Source organism: Pontibacillus chungwhensis (genome assembly GCF_030166655.1).
Classification (GTDB): domain Bacteria; phylum Bacillota; class Bacilli; order Bacillales; family BH030062; genus Pontibacillus.
The window spans coordinates 535,995-553,775 of the sequence record NZ_CP126446.1 but is presented as its reverse complement, the minus strand read 5'-3'; the positions used below and the strand labels follow the sequence as shown (position 1 = coordinate 553,775).

Sequence of the window (17,781 nt, the reverse complement as noted above, 5' to 3'; positions counted from 1 at the left end):
TATGCTCAACTCTACTCAACTAAAAACTCCTCAACTCACCTATCTCATTCTCAACTCATCTAAACTAACTAATCTCATCTGTTACTAATTCTACGAATAAACTCTACTCTACATACGTCTAAAATCTCAAAATAAATACTCTAAACTAAACTCTTCTAAAACTTGTAAACTAGTGTAATACATGCCTTCCTACATGTCAATCGGACAGCTGTCTAACCGATAAACAGAAGCTTTAATTGGAGATCAGAACGTCTTTTTTATATAATAATAAATGAGTAAATATACAACATCTTCCTATACTTCAAGCTTTCCATGTACCTGAAGTACAAAAGAAATAAATGGGTAAGATAGTAAGAGCGTTTAAAAGGCGTTGTTGGAAAAGGACGGGATTCTGTATCGAAGAGCTATTTCAATCCAATCAAACCATAATGTTAATAGCTATTTTATTAATCACAAGCGTATTAGTCACAAAGTTCTCTACGCGACTCGGCGTCCCTTCCCTTGTCTTATTTATAGGGGTCGGGATGCTTGTTGGGAGTGACGGCCTGGGTTTTGTGTATTTTGACAATGCAGGGCTTGCTCAAACAGTTGGGACCTTTGCCCTTGTCGTTATTTTGTTTGAGGGTGGTCTCGAAACCAAATGGGGCGTAATTAAGAAAGTTGCGTTCCCTGCCCTGCTTTTAGCAACAGTCGGTGTGTTAATCACAGCAGGTCTTGTAGGCGTGGCTTCCAAGTTTATTTTTGATATCTCTTGGCTAGAGGCGTTCCTTTTTGGGTCTATTGTAGGCTCAACAGATGCCGCAGCTGTATTTGCGGTATTAAGGGGAAAGAACGTCAAAGGAAACATTGAAGCAACGCTTGAAGCCGAGTCGGGTTCTAATGATCCGATGGCTGTATTTTTAACCATTTCATTTATCGAACTCATTCAACAACCAGAAGCAAATGTTTTCATGCTTGCCGGCTCTTTCTTCTGGCAGATGGGAATCGGATTAGCGGTTGGGCTCGCAATTGGAAAAATTGGAAGCATGTCGATTAACCGAATTAATCTAGACTCAGGAGGACTGTATCCTTTATTTGCCCTTTCATTTGCCTTACTTACGTACAGTGTAAGTTCTCTCATGCAAGCCAGTGGTTTATTGGCTGTGTATGCGGCAGCTCTTGTAATCGGCAATTCTGAATTAACCTATCGTCACTCTATCTTGCGATTCAATGAAGGCTTCACATGGATGATGCAAATTTCCATGTTTGTCATACTAGGATTGCTCGTTTTCCCTTCTCAACTATTTACTTCAGATGTTGTAGGGAAAGGAATATTGCTTTCTGTCATCCTCATTTTTATCGCGCGTCCCGTTGCTGTCTTCTTATCACTCGGAACATTTCCGTTTTCTATTAAAGAAAAGCTTTTCTTATCCTGGGCAGGTCTCAGAGGAGCCGTTCCCATTGTGTTAGCCACTTTCCCTTTAATGGCAGACCTTGACGATAGCCAGCTGATCTTTAACGTCGTATTCTTTATTGTACTTACATCCACACTGCTTCAAGGGGCTACCATTACACCACTGGCGAAGAAGTTCAAGCTTGCTGGGGAAGCACGTGAAAACCCTGTTCATTCCCTCGAACTCATATCCATCGGGAAAGCTAACGTGGAGCTTGTCGAATATGAAGTGACACCTACTACGTCCATAAACGGACAAAGTCTTGAGTCCATTGAATTTCCTGAAGGCACGCTCATAAACGCCATTATACGAAGGGGTGATATTGTTACCCCTTATGGGCAAACCGTCATCCAAGAAGGCGATATCTTGTATATTCTGGTCTCGAAGAAAAACAAATCAGAATTGCAAAAGCTCCTTCAGGCTGAAACGCTTCAAGCACAAATCTAACAGGCTCATTAAGCACTCTTTAAGAAAGGTACTAAATAATAAAAAAGCGGAGACCTTAAAGAAAAGGTTCTCCGCTTTTTTTGCCATTTAGAATTCGTTATAGAATGTCCATTCAGGGCTTTAAACTAATTAAAATATCAATCGCCTCGTCAGGTGCCATACCCGGCTCAACTTCATCTTCATAAAGCATTTGAATAAGGGTGGCATCAAGATCCGTAAACCCTTGAGTAGTGGTGTAATCCTGGAAGAATATACTGTCAGGATAGCTATATGAATCTCTAGGTAATCCTAGAGATTGGGTAATTTCTTCACGAACTAAGTGGCTCTTCCCCTCTTGAGATGGCTTGTCTGTTGAGATGAGGATCGTCGCATTCGTAATTTTATACCCCGCTTCCCAGGAGTAATAAAACAATCCCCAATTCCCCTCACGAGGGTTGTCCACGTAATTTCCAAACTCCTCAATCGGAACATAGTAAATATTGATATTCGCATCTTTATCTACGAGCTTTACATCAATAGCAGATTGAAGGGTATTCACATCTTCAATGGTAGATTTCACCGCATTCATATCTTCATCTGTAGGCGATCCATGAACTTGAATACGTGGATTAATCTCCCATTTACGAATGGGGAGGGCGTCGGAGTTAAACTCGGCACCGAATGCAATTTCCTGGAAGTATTCAATCGATTGATCTGTATACTTCATCCCTTCCTTCGCCTGAAAATCTAATGTCTGAGGAGCTTTCATGGCTACTCCTTGCAAAGAAGTGATTGAACTTGAAACGTGAAGCGTATACGTTTCGTCAGACTTATAGGGAACAAGTGGTGTAACGAAGACTTTTCTCTTATTATCGCTTAAACTGACTTGCACCTTCATACGTTCTCCATCACTTGACCTTGTTATGTATACCGAATCTTCCGAAACTGTCCCACTATCAAGCGGTGTATTAAAGACAATCCTCCACTCTTTACGAGGTGATACAAGTAACGGATCATCCGCATGAACGAGTGCGGGTTTAATATGCACAAAGCCTATTACCATAACCACCAATAGGATCCAGCGCTTCGCCATAGGACCCCTCCCTTACTCTTCTATTTTCTACCATTTTATCATCTATTCTATTAATTGGAACCACTGGAAACACATTCATCTCCTATTTTCTTATCTCCTGTCTCATTCGTAAAGGAAAATTATTCATTTAACTTATTTCTTGTTGTTTAAACACTTAATTTTTCGAAAATAATAAGAGTATTGACGGTACTACCCTATACTGCTAAAGTTGCTTAAGTGGCGATAAAGCCATCAATTAAATGAAATTATACACTACACTTCACTTCATTTCCTTGTATAAGTTCGAGAATAGGGCTCGAACGTATCTACTAAGCTACCGTAAATAGCTAGGCTACAAGGGATTTCGTTTATCCATTCACCTATTTCAGGGTTTGATACGCGATCCCTTTGTAGAACGTAAGCTTCGGTAGAGTACCCTATCCGAGGCTTTTTTTAATGCATAAAGGGAGGATCAACTATGAACCGCATACAAGAGTTCTTTCAGTTCAGAGAACGAGAAACCAACTTCAGACAAGAAACCATCGCTGGGATGACAACTTTTCTTGCGCTTGCTTATATTCTAATCGTAAATCCAGCGATCTTAAGCCAAGCTGGCATGGATAAAGGTGCTGTGTTTACCGCTACAGCCTTAACGATTATATTCGGTACACTTATGATTGGCCTGATTGCCAACTACCCAATCGGAATTGCGCCGAGTATGGGGCTTAACTCTTTCTTCACATTTGCCGTTGTAAACACAATGGGCATCCCGTGGGAAACAGCAATTACAGGCGTATTCATCGCTGCAATTTTATTTACGATTTTAAGCTTGTTGAAAATTCGAGAGAAAATCATTAACGCCATTCCTAAAAACTTAAAGCACGCCGTATCTGCAGGAATTGGCTTTTTCATTGCTTTTATTGGTTTAAAGAATTCTAACTTAATCGTTAGCAATCCAGACACCATTGTGGCATTCGGAGATTTAACAGATGCGAGCACGCTTCTAGCTGTTTTTGGATTTATTATTACGATTATCATGCTCGTATACGGTTGGAAAGGCGCCATCTTCTATGGAATTATCATTACGACCGTTGTCGGTTTAGTAACAGGAATGATTGAAAAGCCTGAAGCTATTATTGGTGGCATTCCAAGCCTTGAGCCAACGCTAGGCGTAGCCCTTCAACCTGACAATATAGCGAACGCCCTTTCACCGGCCGTGTTACCTGTTATCTTCACATTCCTATTTGTGGCCTTCTTTGATACAGCTGGTACGCTGATCGCCATTGCTTCTCAAGCTGGCTTAATGAAAGACAATAAAGTACCAAATGCTGGTCGTGCTTTACTATCAGACAGTACAGCTTCTATGGTAGGTGCCGTACTTGGAACATCAACAACAGCTTCCATGGTTGAATCCTCAGCCGGTATCGGAGCAGGAGGACGTACAGGCTTCACATCAGTCATTATGAGCATCTGTTTTGCCATCGCCATATTCTTTGAACCTGTACTCTCAATCGTACCGATCACCCTTACAGCACCAGCTCTTATCATTGTAGGTGCCATGATGGCAACAGAAGCCAAAGCCATTGAATGGAATCGCCTAGAAATCGCGATCCCATCCTTTATCACAATTCTGATGATGCCATTCACAAGTAGTGTAGCCACAGGAATCGCACTTGGTTTTATCCTGTACCCTATTACGATGATTGCATCCAAACAACACAAAGACATGCATCCCATGATGTACGTCCTATTCATCCTATTTATCCCGTATTTAATCTATAGCGCTTAACAAAAAATCCCCCTTGCACCTCTCCGGTCGCAAGGGGGATTTTTTTGTCACAGTCCACTTTTATATGAAAACTTTGGATCCTTACCCTTAGCTTTGTTGGAGTGTATGGATGAACGCCCCCCTCCTTTCAGAAGCTGATGGCAGGTCCGTTCCTCTTCTTACAGCCAGGGCTTGCTCGGGGACTGCGAGACTCCCGCGGGGTAAGGAGCCTAGGGAAGACCCCACAGAGAGCGATAGCGAACGAGGAGGCTTCCCAGCTCCCCGCAGGAAAGCGAGTTGTCCCCGAGCAAGCCCAACCGCTCAATCAACATAACGGACCCAACCTCCTAAAAAAATTGTACAAAAAACACATATTCCTTATACATCTTTGCAATTTAATGCTATTATATGTAAACGAATAGACTACAATAAAAGGAGATTATAGTAATGGAGATGAAAACAGATAGCTCCCTACGCGCTCTGTTCACCTTTCATTATTCGACTAGAGTACCCGTCTATTTCTTCGAGTACGATACACAGAATAAAACTTCATTGGGAGAGATCCCAACACCATTAGAGCGTCTACAACAAGAGGAAAGAAAGCTTATCCAAGAAAAAATGAAGCAAAAAGGCCGTATCCATCACATTACGGACCCATTCCACCGCCACTTTTTAGCCATTAACACCGAGTCATTTGCCTCGATTCCTACAGGTTATTTCTGTATAGGTCCCTTTCTATACGAGGACTTAAACAACCAAGACATTCAAAAGGCTTTTCAAAAACAAAGAGAATCGATCTATGTTTCAAGAAAGGTACTCGCTTATTACAAAGAGCTTCCTGTGGTTCATACGAAACAAGTCCTTTACTACGGGCAGATCTTGCTCGCATTATTGGCGAATGATTGGACTACACCCGTTATTGATCAAACGTTTGATCAATTCACCTTTATTCCAAAGAAAAGAGAAACGACCAAAGAAGATGGACAATTCTTAGCGCGTTCGTATCAGTTAGAGAAGAAATTCCTACACAAACTGCGAAATGGAGACCCATCCGCTATTGATGAACTGAGTCACGCTAAATACTATCCAACTCCTGCTTATGGCAAGGAAAATATACTGCGATCTTATAAGAATCGATTGATTGCAACGGTTACGTTAGTAGCTCGCACGGCCATTGACGTTGGCATGGATGAAACCGAGTCCTTATCCATTTCTTATTATTACATGCATGAAATCGAGCAAAAGGATCGAATTGAAGACCTTCTTCATTTAGAGAAGATTATGGTCCACGATTATTTGTCTAAAATTCAAAAACAAGAAAAAGAAGGACACTCCCCGCTCATGCAAGCATGCCTTGAAAAAGTTCAGGCTAACCTTCATAAACCCATCACGATCGAGAAGATGGCAAAAGAGTTAGGGGTCCGATCAGAGCATCTTTCTTCCCTCTTTAAAAGGGAAGTAGGCCTGTCTCTTCAGCAGTACATTCATCGCCAAAAGATGAAAGAAGTAAAAAAAGCATTACTTAAACAAAATGGTTCTATTCTTTCTGTCGCCGAACAATTCGGGTATAAGAGTGCGTCTCATTTTTCACGTATCTTCAAGAAGTATGAAGGAACTTCTCCAAGCGAATACCGAAAACAAAATCGAAGTTAAGAACAATAGCGCAAGGCGCCCAAGCATACACAAGCTATACATGACTAGAAAATAAGAAAACGAGGCTCTGTAGAGCCTCGTTTTCTTATTTATTCAATCCTCTTAATCGCTTGAAATTCCAACTAATGGGGCGTGTAACCTCCATTTCTTCAAAGTAGATTTTATACATCCTTTTTCGCTCATCAACTTCTTCTATCGTTCCCATCCCAAACACAGGGTGCTCTACAACCTGTCCTTCCTTAAAATCAGCTTCAGAGGTATGGGTCTGATCGAGTTGAGCGTTCATTCGTATAACTTCTTTCGCTTCTTTCTCAAATTCTTTTTCAATAAACCCAATACGCTCATATAGTCTTTCATCAAGTTCAAACAGAAAACGAGAGGGGTATTTCTTTTCGCCCCGTCCGTTTCCTCCCTCAGATTCCGTTAAGTAAAGTTCCCGCTCTGCCCTTGTCATTGCTACATAAGCTAGGCGCCTCTCTTCTTCAAGCGCGTACTCTTTCCGATCTCTGAGAGAACGCTCATTGGGCAAGATCCGATCATTAAACCCAACTAAGAATACATAGGGATACTCTAACCCCTTTGAAGTATGAATGGTCATCAATTTGACGGCTTCCCGCTCATCCTCTCGATCATTCTCCGTATAAAGCGTAAGCATTTGTAAATAGTATTCAAGCGAGATTTGTTCACCCATCCCCTCTTCATACTGCACAACCGAATGCTTCAATTCCATCAGATTATCTAACCTCTCATGATCTCCGTCTTCCCGAATCAAAGCTTCATACCCCGTTGCCTGCAGCGTATCCTGCAACAAATCTGAAACGGAAAGTTCATGACGTTTTACTTTCATTGCTTCAATCGCTTCAATGAATTCCTTGGCTTTTGTTCGATTAAAGACCGGATCCTCGATATGATTGCAAAGCGTTTGATAAAGCGAAGCCCCTTCTTGTTCAGCACGCTCCCTTAAAAAAGCAATGCGTTTCTTCCCCATCTGACGTCTTGGTGTATTAATAACCCTCATAAATGACAAGTCATCTTCAAATGCCAACAATCTGAGGTGGGCAAGGGCATCCTTAATTTCTTTCCTCTCAAAGAATTTAAACCCTCCGAAAATGCTGTACTCCATGTTTTCATGAATGAGTTCTTGTTCCACAAATCGAGACAAGTAATTGGCGCGATATAAAATAGCCACATCATTTAACGAAGCTCCATGTTCCTTCTGTAGCATTTGTATACGTGAAACGATCCATTTCGCTTCTTCTTGCTCAGACTTCCCATGATAATGAATGACATTCACGCCATCAGGGTTCTCTGTAACCATATCTTTATCTACTCTCAGCTTATTTTGCTTAATAAGGGCATTGCCAACATTTAATATTTGCGGAGTGGAACGATAATTCTCGTTTAACACAATCGTTTGACACTGAGGAAACCACTGATCGAAATTCACCATAAATTTCGGATCCGCACCTCGCCATTCATAAATGGTTTGGTCTGGGTCGCCAACCACAAATACATTTTGATGTCCTTTACTGAGTAGCCGAATCAGTTCGAATTGTTTCGGACTGCTATCTTGAAATTCATCAACTTGAATATAGTAGAGTCTTTCCTGCCACTTCTCCAATACACGCGGGTACTCACCGAAAAGAACGAGTGTGAAATTTAGAAGATCATCGAAATCAAGGCCATATACCTTCTTTTGTTTCTTTAAGTAGGACAGAATAATTTTACGGTCCAGATCCTCTACCCGTTCTGGGTCCAGTGTTTTCTCTCTTGATATCAGGTCAAAGACATAGCCAGTATCTGCTTTCATCTCACCAATCTTTTTTAAGATCCTAGCAAACTTATGATCATTCACTTTTAAGCCAAGCTCTTCGTAGATTTCTCTTAAGATCGACTTTTGATCTTCCGTATCCAGAATAAGAAATTGTTTCGGGTAAAATAGATGGTGAATGTCTTCCCGCAATATACGTACACAAAAGCCATGATACGTACTAATATACCCCGTATCACGTTCTCCTCCGACTAACTTCTTCACTCTTCTTCTCATTTCTTGTGCTGCTTTGTTCGTAAATGTGACACAAAGCAAATTAGAGGGCTCAAGCCCTAATTCACTCACTAAATAGGCATACCGATTTGTAAGAGTCCTCGTCTTCCCAGAACCAGCTCCAGCTATAACTCTTACAGCACCTTCAGTAGTCGTAACCGCCTTTTGCTGCTGTTCGTTCAGCCCATTAAAGATTCCATCCACTTCCATATCGATACCTCCGCACAGAACGTTTGTTTGCACACCATTATACCAAACTTCTCTCTACTTTAACCATTGGAAAAGAGAAACCACCGATGCCAAAAAGAATAATGGAGCTTGTAATCAAAAAAAGGAGAGCTCTAGTAGAGCTCTCCTTTTGAATAGGTTACGAAAAATCAAATGCCCAGTTTCCATTACGGAAAACAGGTTCTGTTTCACCAGTTGATGTAATTCCATCAATATCTAGTTCACCGGATCCCATCATAAAGTCGACGTGAACGAGACTGTTGTTAACACCATTTTCATCAAGCTGATTGTCGTCCATTTTCGCTCCCCCTTCAATACTGCTAGGGTAAGCTTTCCCTAACGCAAGGTGGCAGGAAGCATTCTCATCGTACAATGTATTATAGAAGATAACACCGCTTTGAGAAATCGGCGACTGATGAGGGACAATTGCAAGCTCTCCTAAGTGACGAGCTCCTTCATCCATATTCAACAACTGTTCTAGCGTGCTATACCCTTGTTCAGCAGTGAAATCGACCACTTTCCCATCTTTAAAAGTTAATGAGAAGTTTTCTATTAAATTTCCACCGTAGCTAAGAGGCTTTGTGCTTGTCACAGTTCCGTTTACACCATATTTGTGAGGCAGGGTAAACACTTCTTCGGTAGGCATATTAGCGTTGAACGAAATGCCTTGCTCAGACTTAGAAGCGCCACCCTTCCAGATATGCCCCTCTGGTAGTTCTACCTCAAGATCCGTCCCCGGTGATTTATAAATAAGCTTTTTAAATTGCTTTTTATTAAGATAATCACGTGCTTTCCCTAACGTTTCGTTGTGTTCATCCCACGCTTTTAAAGGATCCTCTTGGTCTACACGCGTAATCGTAAAGATCTGGTCCCAAAGCTTAGAAACTGCTTCTTGTTCTGGTACATCAGGAAACACCTTTTTAGCCCATTCTGGATTAGGTATGGCGACAATTGACCAAGTGATCTTGTCATTCATCGTGTACTTTCTAAAGTTCTTCATCGCTTCTCCGCTTGCTTTACTAGCAGCCGCAATTCGAGAAGAATCAATCCCATTCAGGTTATCAGGATCCGTTGAACGAATAGACAATACTGCAGCACCATTTTCTGCAAAGTAGTCATATTGATCTACTTTCCATTGAGGTACTGTTTCTAGAACATCTTGTGACGCATGTTCGAAATAAAGGCGTTGCAAGACGTCATCAGCCCAATTGATGTGAACATCTTTAGCACCAGCTTCATACGCTTTCTTAGCTACAATTCGCGCAAAATCAGCACCATCAACAGGAGCATTCAACATAAGAATTTGATCTTTCTGTAAGTTTACCCCTTTATGTATGGCTAATTCCGCATACTTTTCTAACTGTTCATTTGTAGGCATATAAGCCCTCCTTTAAAGGTTATGAATTGTTTGACTACTCATAAGCATATCAAATTTGCAGCTCTTTTTGTAACAATATCCCTACCTCTTTCTACTTTTGCAACATCTTACATAACACTATATTTTGTAAAAACATATATTTAAGAAACGCAAACCAACAACGTAGTCATTTACCCGATAAATGTCGAAAGAAATCGGTTTTTTTATATTTTTTTCGACAAATCTAAATCCTTCTTCAACCCAACAATAACGGTAAGTTTGTCCAGTTTGATCATCTCGTTCTTTTTGGATTATTTGAATAGATTGTACAATTTGTTCTGTACAAAAAGTTAGTAATCTATTATGATTAACTATGTACTTTAAAGAAAGGACGATTAGATGAATAAAAAAATAATGGATTGGCCCACATTTGCAGGGGCATTATTCCTACTATTAGCAGTTACCATTCCACTCATTTTATTTCCTCAAAAAGGTCAAGTAGTTGTGGACAAAACCCAAGATTTCATTACCACTAACTTCGGGGTTGTCTTCATGATTGTTGGCCTCGGCATTTTCTTATTCCTCCTCTATGTCGCATTTAGTAAAAACGGTCAAGTAAAACTAGGAGACAAAGGTGAAAAACAAGAATTTAGTAACTTCTCCTGGGCAGCCATGCTTTTCTGTGCCGGTATCGGTTCTAGTATTCTATACTGGGGTACAATTGAATGGGCTTATTACTACCAATCTCCCCCATTCGCCGCTGAAGGTGGCACACAGGAAGCGATTCAATGGGCAAGCGTATACGGCATCTTCCACTGGGGACCAATCGCTTGGGCCATTTATACATTACCTGCTTTACCTATTGCTTATTTCTATTATGTTCGTAAAAAGCCAGTATTAAAGATCAGTGAAGCTTGTCGCCCTGTTATCGGGAAACGAGCAGACGGGCCACTTGGTACGATTATTGATGTTCTATTCATGTTCGGTTTAATGGGCGGTGCTGGGACAACCCTTGCGCTTGGTACACCAATGATCGCACAAGGTATTTCAAGCCTTACTGGAATTGAAGTTACACTTAAACTAAAAGTGGGTATACTGTTAGTTTGTACAGTTATCTTTGCCATTAGTGCATACTCCGGATTGAAAAAAGGGATTAAAGTTCTAAGTGATGTGAACTTATGGTTATCACTTTTCTTACTTGCTTTTGTATTTATTTTCGGACCAACTAAATTTATCTCTGAAACAACGTTTAATAGTCTTGGATTATTAGCAGATAACTTCTTCCGCATGAGTACGTGGACAGAATCGTTTGCTGGTCTAAGCACATTTGCTGAAACGAACTTCCCTGAATCCTGGACAGTCTTCTACTGGGCTTGGTGGCTTGTTTATGCACCGTTCGTAGGACTCTTTATCGCCAGAATTTCCCGAGGTCGTACAATTAAACAGATGGTTCTTGGAACAATGTTATACGGCACGCTTGGAAGCATCTTATTCTTCGGGATAATCGGAAACTTCGGAATGTACATGCAACTAACAGGTCAGTTTGATGTTATTAATGTTTTAAATACTCAAGGGGCACCGGCTGCCATTATTAGCGTTATTGCTCAGCTTCCAATGGCTCCAATTATGATTGCAACCTTCACCGTATTGGCTATTATCTTCCTAGCCACAACATTTGACTCCAGTTCGTATATCCTGGCTTCTGTTGTACAGAATTACGTTGAAGATGAGCCACTACGCTGGAACCGCCTATTCTGGGCATTTGCTCTTTGCTTACTTCCATTAACGTTAATGATTCTAGGCGGATTAGGCACATTGCAAACAGCCAGTATCGTTGGCGGAACACCATTACTATTCATCATGGTGATGTTGGCCTGGTCATTTATGAAAGCTTCGACCGAAGATATCGTAGCCTCTGATGACTATCAACCAAAAACGATTAACTTAGATTCTAAACAAATCAAACGACGCTTAAAACGTAAGAAACGTCTTCAAAAAGAGCAAGAACAAGAAGACTCTCAAGTAAGTTAACCCCCCTATTAATATAGAAAGAAAAGCTGCTCCTGATAAACAGGAGCAGCTTTTTTCTTCATCAAAAAAAGCCGTATCCCTTCACTGGAATACGGCTTTCTACAACCTATACACCTCTTCTATTACCCCATAAGAGCGCATGAACTTGCGGAAGGACGCGCACGCGGTTCAATTCAGTTGAAGCCATCACCTGGTCAATAAGCCATTCATATTTACCAAGTAAATGATGCATCAACTTCGTATCGTCCACTTCTTCTGTATCATCATTCCCTACTTGTACAAAGAACGGAATGTTCGGGTAGCGCTTATGGATTCCTTTGGCATATTCCAAATCTTCTTTATCAAACACGACCACTTTTAAGCTCGTCGTAAGCGGGTTAAGCTCCGCAATAATTTCATCAAGTTTATGCCAATCCGTCTTCATCAAGGAACTTGGAGGTTTAGGCGAGATCGTTAAGTCATCAATATTCTTGAACCAGTCTTGCCACTTGCTCCCCTGCGTCTCAAGGGCCACTTCACACCCATTCTCATGCAAGAGATCAACAAGGGTACCCATATGTTTCAACAACCCAGGATTTCCGCCAGAGATTGTAACGTGATCAAAAGCATCACCACCAACATCTCGTAGCTCTTCAAAGATTTCATCCGCCGTTAATAGACGAATGTCCTCTTTCGCACTTCCATCCCAAGTAAACGCTGAGTCGCACCAAGCACAACTGTAATCACACCCAGCTGTCCTAACAAACATGGTCTTTCGCCCAACAACCATCCCTTCCCCTTGGATGGTCGGTCCAAATACCTCTAGAACTGGAAGCTTACTCAAAGCTCCATCCACTCCCTTCTTGCCTCTGCAAAGCTAGTTGGCGTTTCATAAAGCTTCACAAACTCCACGCGAAGGGATTGTTCATCCTGAGGGATGGCTCCTGCCATCTTCTCATAAATCCACACCACCATATTCTCAGCTGTGGTGTTCATTAAAGGAAGGGTTTCGTTAATATAGCGATGGTCCAGATGAACTTCAATTTGTTCTTTCCAAATTTGCTTAATATCCCCAAAGTCCATTACAATTCCGATTTCATCCGTATACCCACTAATTCCAAACACGACGCGATACGTGTGTCCATGAAGGTTCTTACACTTCCCTTCATAACAATGTAAGTGGTGAGCAGCATCAAACGTAAACTCTTTACTTACCATAACGCGTTTCTTATGATACTTAAGGTCACTACGCTTAATATCCTGGTCAATTTTTTGTAAATCTTCTACGATGCGAAATCCATATTGATCCATAGCCATTATGCGTTCGCTCCTTCTTTTTGTTTCATATAGGTGTCTAAGCCGTTTTGGCGCAATTTACAAGATGGGCACTCCCCACAACCTGAACCTCGCACCCCGTGGTAACACGTTAACGTCCGTTCCTTTACATAAGTTAAAGCATCTAAATCATCCGCTAGTCCCCACGTCTGGGCTTTATCTAACCACATAAGTGGCGTATGAACCACAAACTGATCATCCATCGACAGGTTAAGCGTCACATTAAGCGACTTTATGAATACATCACGGCAATCCGGATATCCACTAAAGTCCGTCTCGCATACCCCTGTAACAATATGCTGAGCACCGATCTGTTTCCCCATTATAGATGCAAATGATAAGAATAATAGATTACGTCCCGGCACAAATGTAGATGGCAAATCTCCATTCTCCCCATCTTTCACTTCAATATCATCACGCGTTAGAGCATTCGGAGCTAATTGACTCAATAAAGACATATCAAGAATCGTATGCTTCACCCCAAGATCTTCCGCGATTTCTTTAGCCACTTCTATTTCTTCATCGTGACGCTGGTTATAATCAAACGTCACCGCTTCCACTTCATCAAAATGCTTCATCGCCCAGAACAAACAAGTTGTACTATCTTGCCCTCCACTAAATACGACTAAAGCTTTCTTTTTATCCATAAAAAAATTCTCCTTTCAATAGAAAAAGAGAATTCTACACACCCATACTTCTTTCCGAACTAAATAAAAAAACCATACCTAAGGAAGGTATAGTTCGATCCTTAGTTTTTTATAGAGGGTGTAGCTAGAACCTCTCCTGCATCACCTGTGCAGATTTACATTCAATTTTATCTTTAACGATTGTAACACACCCCACCCCAAAACGTAAGATGCTTTCTTTCAGTAGAGGCCGTCATGTTTGATGAGTGGTTGAAATGTCTGGGCCCCTGGCGAGCTGTCGAGCCTCCTCGTTCCCGAGACACCCCTAGCTATAATTTTTATAAACGGCCCAATGTCTTCAGAGTGAACGGAAGTGGCAGATATGCTTCATATGACGTGTTTCCGTTTTCTCTAAATATAGCAAAGGTGGTTCGGGAAATTGCGAGACTCCTGCGGCAGAAGGAGCCTAGGGGAGACCCCACAGAGAGCGAAGCGAACGAGGAGGCTTTTAAGGGAATAATGAAGTTCGACTAAGACCGTCACGTCCTGTGACAACGTCGAACGACCCCACCTCGTGTGGGGCCGCGGAAAGCGAGTGATTTCCCGAACCACCTTCCGCTCAGGCTATCGCTAACGGAAACATTCTCTGAAGGCATAAAAAAAGAAAGCTAGCAGCTCGTTTCCAAGGTGCTAGCTTTCTCTTATGGGAGTGGTTTTTACAATTTAGGAGTCTTTTTACAATGCACACGGGGTAAAAGAATCTCCAATTGCACAAAGGGAAAAAAGCCGCCAAACCTTTCTATCTTAACCGGTTAAACATTTGTGGGACACGGAGTTCAATAAGCCAAAGGATATCGTTTTAACCTGGCGCAATCGACGACAACGAAAGGGGGGCGTTTGACGGCTTTTTTATGGGTAAAAGGTGGTCAATGGCGTTTGACCTATACCAATGTACCAAGTTGAAAATGCTTTCAGCAACATAAAATACTCGGAAATCAAGATGTTTTTATTTTCTCAATAATCCAAACAAGAATTATAAGAAATTACTAGTTATTGTTTTCATTCCCCTTTTTGGTCCGATATGATGGAATAAGCACATTTAAGGTGGAGGTGGAAGCCAAATGAATTTATATCATGAACTTCATGATTACATAAAACGTCATACAAATGAAATTACAGACCAATGGCTATATATGAGAGGAGAAGATGTTACTTCCTACTATTCTTCAAAGAGTTCAGCAAGTACAGAACAGTTAAGAGAGGAAAACTTTGAATTGATTCAATCGTTATCTAAAGTTTTCATTTCAGAAAAGACAGACCCAAACCTTGAATTGAAAGATTGGGCAGAACGTATATCAGAGAAACGAGCAGGGGAGCAAGTTCCGATTCACCAAGTATTGGAGCAGTTCTCAAATTTCCGGAAAGTTCTATGGGACTATGTGAAAGGCTTTGCCATAGAAAGTGACCTTTCCCTTGACCAAGCGATGGACATCGGACAAATGTGTAATAATGCGCAAGACTATGTCATCTATCAATTTTCCAAACATTATTACGAAACGAGCATTCGCCAAATCCATACTCAACAACAACTGATTAATGAATTAAGCGCACCCGTTATCCCTATTACAGACCAAGAAGCGATCATCCCTCTTATCGGTGATTTAGATCCTGAACGCACCAAGCATATACAAGAACATACTCTAGCCCAATGCAATCAGCATCCATACGAAACGCTCTTCCTGGATATGTCTGGTGTCCAGAACATTGACACACTTGTTGCTCACCATTTATATCAGCTCATTCAGTCACTCGATTTATTAGGGGTAAAATCAGTAATTTGTGGAATGAATCCAAGAGTTGCTCAAGTGGCTATTCAGCTCGGTATCCATTTCTCAAACGTTCCGATTAAGAGCACCTTATATCATGCACTGGACGAGATCTCCTTCTTCCAAAACAGACACTAACTACAGAACCTAAAGACTCAGGTATAATGATGCTTGAGTCTTTTTTTGCTTTTATTTTCCTTTTTCTTCATATTTTATGGTTTAATTATAACTAGGCGAGGGTAACTATGTAAGGAATTGGATATAGGAGGAAAGTCTTATGCATGCATTTTCTGATCAAGTTAAAACCTACTACTTCGAAGACGATGGAGAAATCCCGAATAACACTTTGCCGCTTCTTGTGTATCCAGGAGTGCTCAATGAATATATTGACCAAATGGACGAGATCTTTTTACAAAAAGGTTGGCATAGCACGTGGATTGGTTCGGTCTTCACCCATCATCATTATCACAGTACGGCTCATGAAGTTCTCGGAGTGTTAAGCGGCGAAGCTACAATCCAATTTGGAGGGCAATGTGGTCGAAAATTAGAAGTAACCCCAGGTGATGTACTAATTATCCCAGCAGGCGTTGGCCACAAGCAATTGCACGGTTCAAAGGATTTCCTTGTCGTAGGAGCCTATCCAGACGGCCAGTTTAAAGATATGCGAACTGGAGATTCGAAAGAAAGACCTGAAGTGTTACACAATATTAAAGAGGTCCCCCTCCCTTCCACAGATCCCGTGTTCGGAGACGACCTTGTGTTCTTACCATTCTGGAGCGAGTAATCCTAGCACGATACATATAAGAAGAGGCTGCCCCAACGCCAGGACAGCCTCTTCTTATTTATATCTTGCCAAAGAAATAGTTTCTCTTCTCAAGCCCCTTCCCTAACTCAGCCCCTCTTCATACGTTCCCATAAAAATACTGATCTACATATGTAGATCAGTATTTCCCTGATGCAATAAGAGTCTCCGTTTCCCGGTCTGGATGCATTTCTGATTTCGGTTCCGTTTGTGGCATAAGCCAAAACGCGTACCAGCCACCTTCTTTAATGATCGAATTATAGGCGGATAAGGTAAGCCCAGATGTTTCGGCAAGCTCTTCAATATCTTCAGAAGACGGGAGAGCATATAAATTCGAATGGGCTGTAAAGAAGCTGTTAAAGGCACTTGAGAATGCTTGTCCTTGCGCTGCTTCATTCACTGGTGTAATAACTGAAATGCGTCCATCTTCAGAAAGCCAGGTCGATAAATTGCTTAATAGTTCCTCTCGTTCCACCGGAGCTAAGTAGTGAAAGACATTGTGTAATAAGATTAAGTCAGCTTCCTGACCTTCTTCAGGACGCCAGTCACTCGCATCCGCTACGATAAATTCAATATTCTCATATCCTTCGGAAGCTTTTTGTGCAGACTCAACGACCTGTTCGTTTACATCGACACCTATCATTCTTACTTCCGGGAAATCTTTAGCTAACTTACGCAAATATCCTCCGTGACCACACCCGAGATCGATGACGGTTTGAACCTCTTGATCCTTCATCATCTTTTTGATTCGGCGAATAGCGAAATGTTCTAATAATGTAGATGTTTCAGCTACTACATCACCAAACTTCTCATGATTAAATACAGCACGTTCATTCGATCTCATGTACTCCGGATAAGAAAGAAGGGTTGGGATATGGAGTTCCATCATTTCTTTCAACAGGGCACCTACTCCCCTTGAATCCTCTTCAAGGAATTCACCACAATGGTGCTTTGACGTACGATACCTTCCTCTTGGGCGTTTTCGTAGATGTTTAATCGACGCGCCTACATCCACCCAACATTGGAGCAGATCTTGACTGTAACCTGTTTCCTGCGCGACTTCATCTACTGTCTTCGGGTTCCGAAACGTTTTAAATAAATCAAGCTCATACCCTACGTACGCATGCCATGTAGGTAAAAAAGATTCATTTCGCTTCATCCAGTTCCTTGCCTTTAATGCCGTTTGGACAATGTTCATATC

The 17,781-nt window shown here is 41.4% G+C and carries 13 protein-coding genes and 2 riboswitches; of the genes, 6 read left to right on the top strand and 7 right to left on the bottom strand.

From position 1 onward, the window contains the following. The first annotated feature begins 338 nt into the window (after positions 1-338). Positions 339-1,880, top strand: a complete 1,542-nt coding sequence (locus QNI29_RS02830) for a potassium/proton antiporter (protein ID WP_255688800.1) — start codon at positions 339-341, stop codon at positions 1,878-1,880. Positions 1,881-1,992: 112 nt separating this feature from the next. Here the strand turns inward: QNI29_RS02830 and QNI29_RS02825 are convergent, their stop codons facing one another. Continuing rightward, positions 1,993-2,952 (bottom strand): DUF2927 domain-containing protein, encoded by a 960-nt coding sequence (locus QNI29_RS02825; RefSeq protein WP_231419308.1) that lies wholly within the window; start codon positions 2,950-2,952, stop codon positions 1,993-1,995. A gap of 252 nt (positions 2,953-3,204) precedes the next feature. Next, a riboswitch (purine riboswitch) is annotated at positions 3,205-3,306 on the top strand. Positions 3,307-3,418: 112 nt separating this feature from the next. Between QNI29_RS02825 and QNI29_RS02820 the strand changes: the two genes are divergently transcribed. Continuing rightward, positions 3,419-4,720 (top strand): NCS2 family permease, encoded by a 1,302-nt coding sequence (locus QNI29_RS02820; RefSeq protein ID WP_231419376.1) that lies wholly within the window; start codon positions 3,419-3,421, stop codon positions 4,718-4,720. 426 nt (positions 4,721-5,146) lie between these two features. Continuing rightward, positions 5,147-6,352 (top strand): helix-turn-helix domain-containing protein, encoded by a 1,206-nt coding sequence (locus tag QNI29_RS02815; RefSeq protein ID WP_231419307.1) that lies wholly within the window; start codon positions 5,147-5,149, stop codon positions 6,350-6,352. Positions 6,353-6,437: 85 nt separating this feature from the next. On the opposite strand, the gene QNI29_RS02810 is transcribed toward QNI29_RS02815, so the two are convergent. Both QNI29_RS02810 and QNI29_RS02805 read right to left on the bottom strand, forming a co-directional pair. Next, on the bottom strand, positions 6,438-8,639 hold the full coding sequence (locus QNI29_RS02810; RefSeq protein WP_231419306.1) for an ATP-dependent helicase: 2,202 nt from the start codon (positions 8,637-8,639) through the stop codon (positions 6,438-6,440). Positions 8,640-8,763: 124 nt separating this feature from the next. After that, positions 8,764-10,002: an aminopeptidase gene (locus QNI29_RS02805; RefSeq protein WP_231419305.1), complete on the bottom strand. Its 1,239-nt coding sequence runs from the start codon at positions 10,000-10,002 to the stop codon at positions 8,764-8,766. Positions 10,003-10,380: 378 nt separating this feature from the next. Between QNI29_RS02805 and QNI29_RS02800 the strand changes: the two genes are divergently transcribed. Further along, positions 10,381-12,012 (top strand): BCCT family transporter, encoded by a 1,632-nt coding sequence (locus QNI29_RS02800; RefSeq protein ID WP_231419304.1) that lies wholly within the window; start codon positions 10,381-10,383, stop codon positions 12,010-12,012. A 106-nt stretch (positions 12,013-12,118) separates the two neighbouring features. On the opposite strand, the gene queE is transcribed toward QNI29_RS02800, so the two are convergent. From queE to queC, 3 genes are read right to left on the bottom strand one after another with little or no spacing between them, the layout of a single operon-like run. Beyond that, positions 12,119-12,835, bottom strand: a complete 717-nt coding sequence (gene queE / locus QNI29_RS02795; protein WP_231419303.1) for a 7-carboxy-7-deazaguanine synthase QueE — start codon at positions 12,833-12,835, stop codon at positions 12,119-12,121. Continuing rightward, positions 12,832-13,302, bottom strand: coding sequence for a 6-carboxytetrahydropterin synthase QueD (queD, locus tag QNI29_RS02790; protein WP_231419375.1), 471 nt, complete (start codon positions 13,300-13,302; stop codon positions 12,832-12,834). Before queD ends, queE begins: the two co-directional genes overlap by 4 nt. Before the next feature lie 5 nt (positions 13,303-13,307). Next, a complete protein-coding gene (queC, locus tag QNI29_RS02785; protein WP_231419302.1) occupies positions 13,308-13,973 on the bottom strand; it encodes a 7-cyano-7-deazaguanine synthase QueC in 666 nt (221 codons plus the stop codon). A gap of 95 nt (positions 13,974-14,068) precedes the next feature. Next, positions 14,069-14,113, bottom strand: a riboswitch (PreQ1 riboswitch). A gap of 960 nt (positions 14,114-15,073) precedes the next feature. Here queC and QNI29_RS02780 point away from each other — a divergent pair. Next, a complete protein-coding gene (locus QNI29_RS02780) occupies positions 15,074-15,916 on the top strand; it encodes an STAS domain-containing protein (RefSeq protein ID WP_231419301.1) in 843 nt (280 codons plus the stop codon). Positions 15,917-16,055: 139 nt separating this feature from the next. Continuing rightward, on the top strand, positions 16,056-16,562 hold the full coding sequence (locus QNI29_RS02775; protein ID WP_231419300.1) for a cupin domain-containing protein: 507 nt from the start codon (positions 16,056-16,058) through the stop codon (positions 16,560-16,562). A gap of 157 nt (positions 16,563-16,719) precedes the next feature. On the opposite strand, the gene QNI29_RS02770 is transcribed toward QNI29_RS02775, so the two are convergent. After that, positions 16,720-17,778, bottom strand: coding sequence for a class I SAM-dependent methyltransferase (locus tag QNI29_RS02770; RefSeq protein WP_231419299.1), 1,059 nt, complete (start codon positions 17,776-17,778; stop codon positions 16,720-16,722). Between the last annotated feature and the right edge of the window lie 3 nt (positions 17,779-17,781).

Coding starts and splice junctions, on each gene's coding strand:
- QNI29_RS02800 (WP_231419304.1), top strand. CDS start 10,381: ATGAATAAAAAAATAATGGATTGGCCCACATTTGCAGGGGCATTATTC.
- QNI29_RS02770 (WP_231419299.1), bottom strand. CDS start 17,778: ATGAACATTGTCCAAACGGCATTAAAGGCAAGGAACTGGATGAAGCGA.
- QNI29_RS02815 (WP_231419307.1), top strand. CDS start 5,147: ATGGAGATGAAAACAGATAGCTCCCTACGCGCTCTGTTCACCTTTCAT.
- QNI29_RS02780 (WP_231419301.1), top strand. CDS start 15,074: ATGAATTTATATCATGAACTTCATGATTACATAAAACGTCATACAAAT.
- QNI29_RS02825 (WP_231419308.1), bottom strand. CDS start 2,952: ATGGCGAAGCGCTGGATCCTATTGGTGGTTATGGTAATAGGCTTTGTG.
- QNI29_RS02775 (WP_231419300.1), top strand. CDS start 16,056: ATGCATGCATTTTCTGATCAAGTTAAAACCTACTACTTCGAAGACGAT.
- queD (WP_231419375.1), bottom strand. CDS start 13,302: ATGGATCAATATGGATTTCGCATCGTAGAAGATTTACAAAAAATTGAC.
- QNI29_RS02805 (WP_231419305.1), bottom strand. CDS start 10,002: ATGCCTACAAATGAACAGTTAGAAAAGTATGCGGAATTAGCCATACAT.
- queC (WP_231419302.1), bottom strand. CDS start 13,973: ATGGATAAAAAGAAAGCTTTAGTCGTATTTAGTGGAGGGCAAGATAGT.
- QNI29_RS02830 (WP_255688800.1), top strand. CDS start 339: ATGGGTAAGATAGTAAGAGCGTTTAAAAGGCGTTGTTGGAAAAGGACG.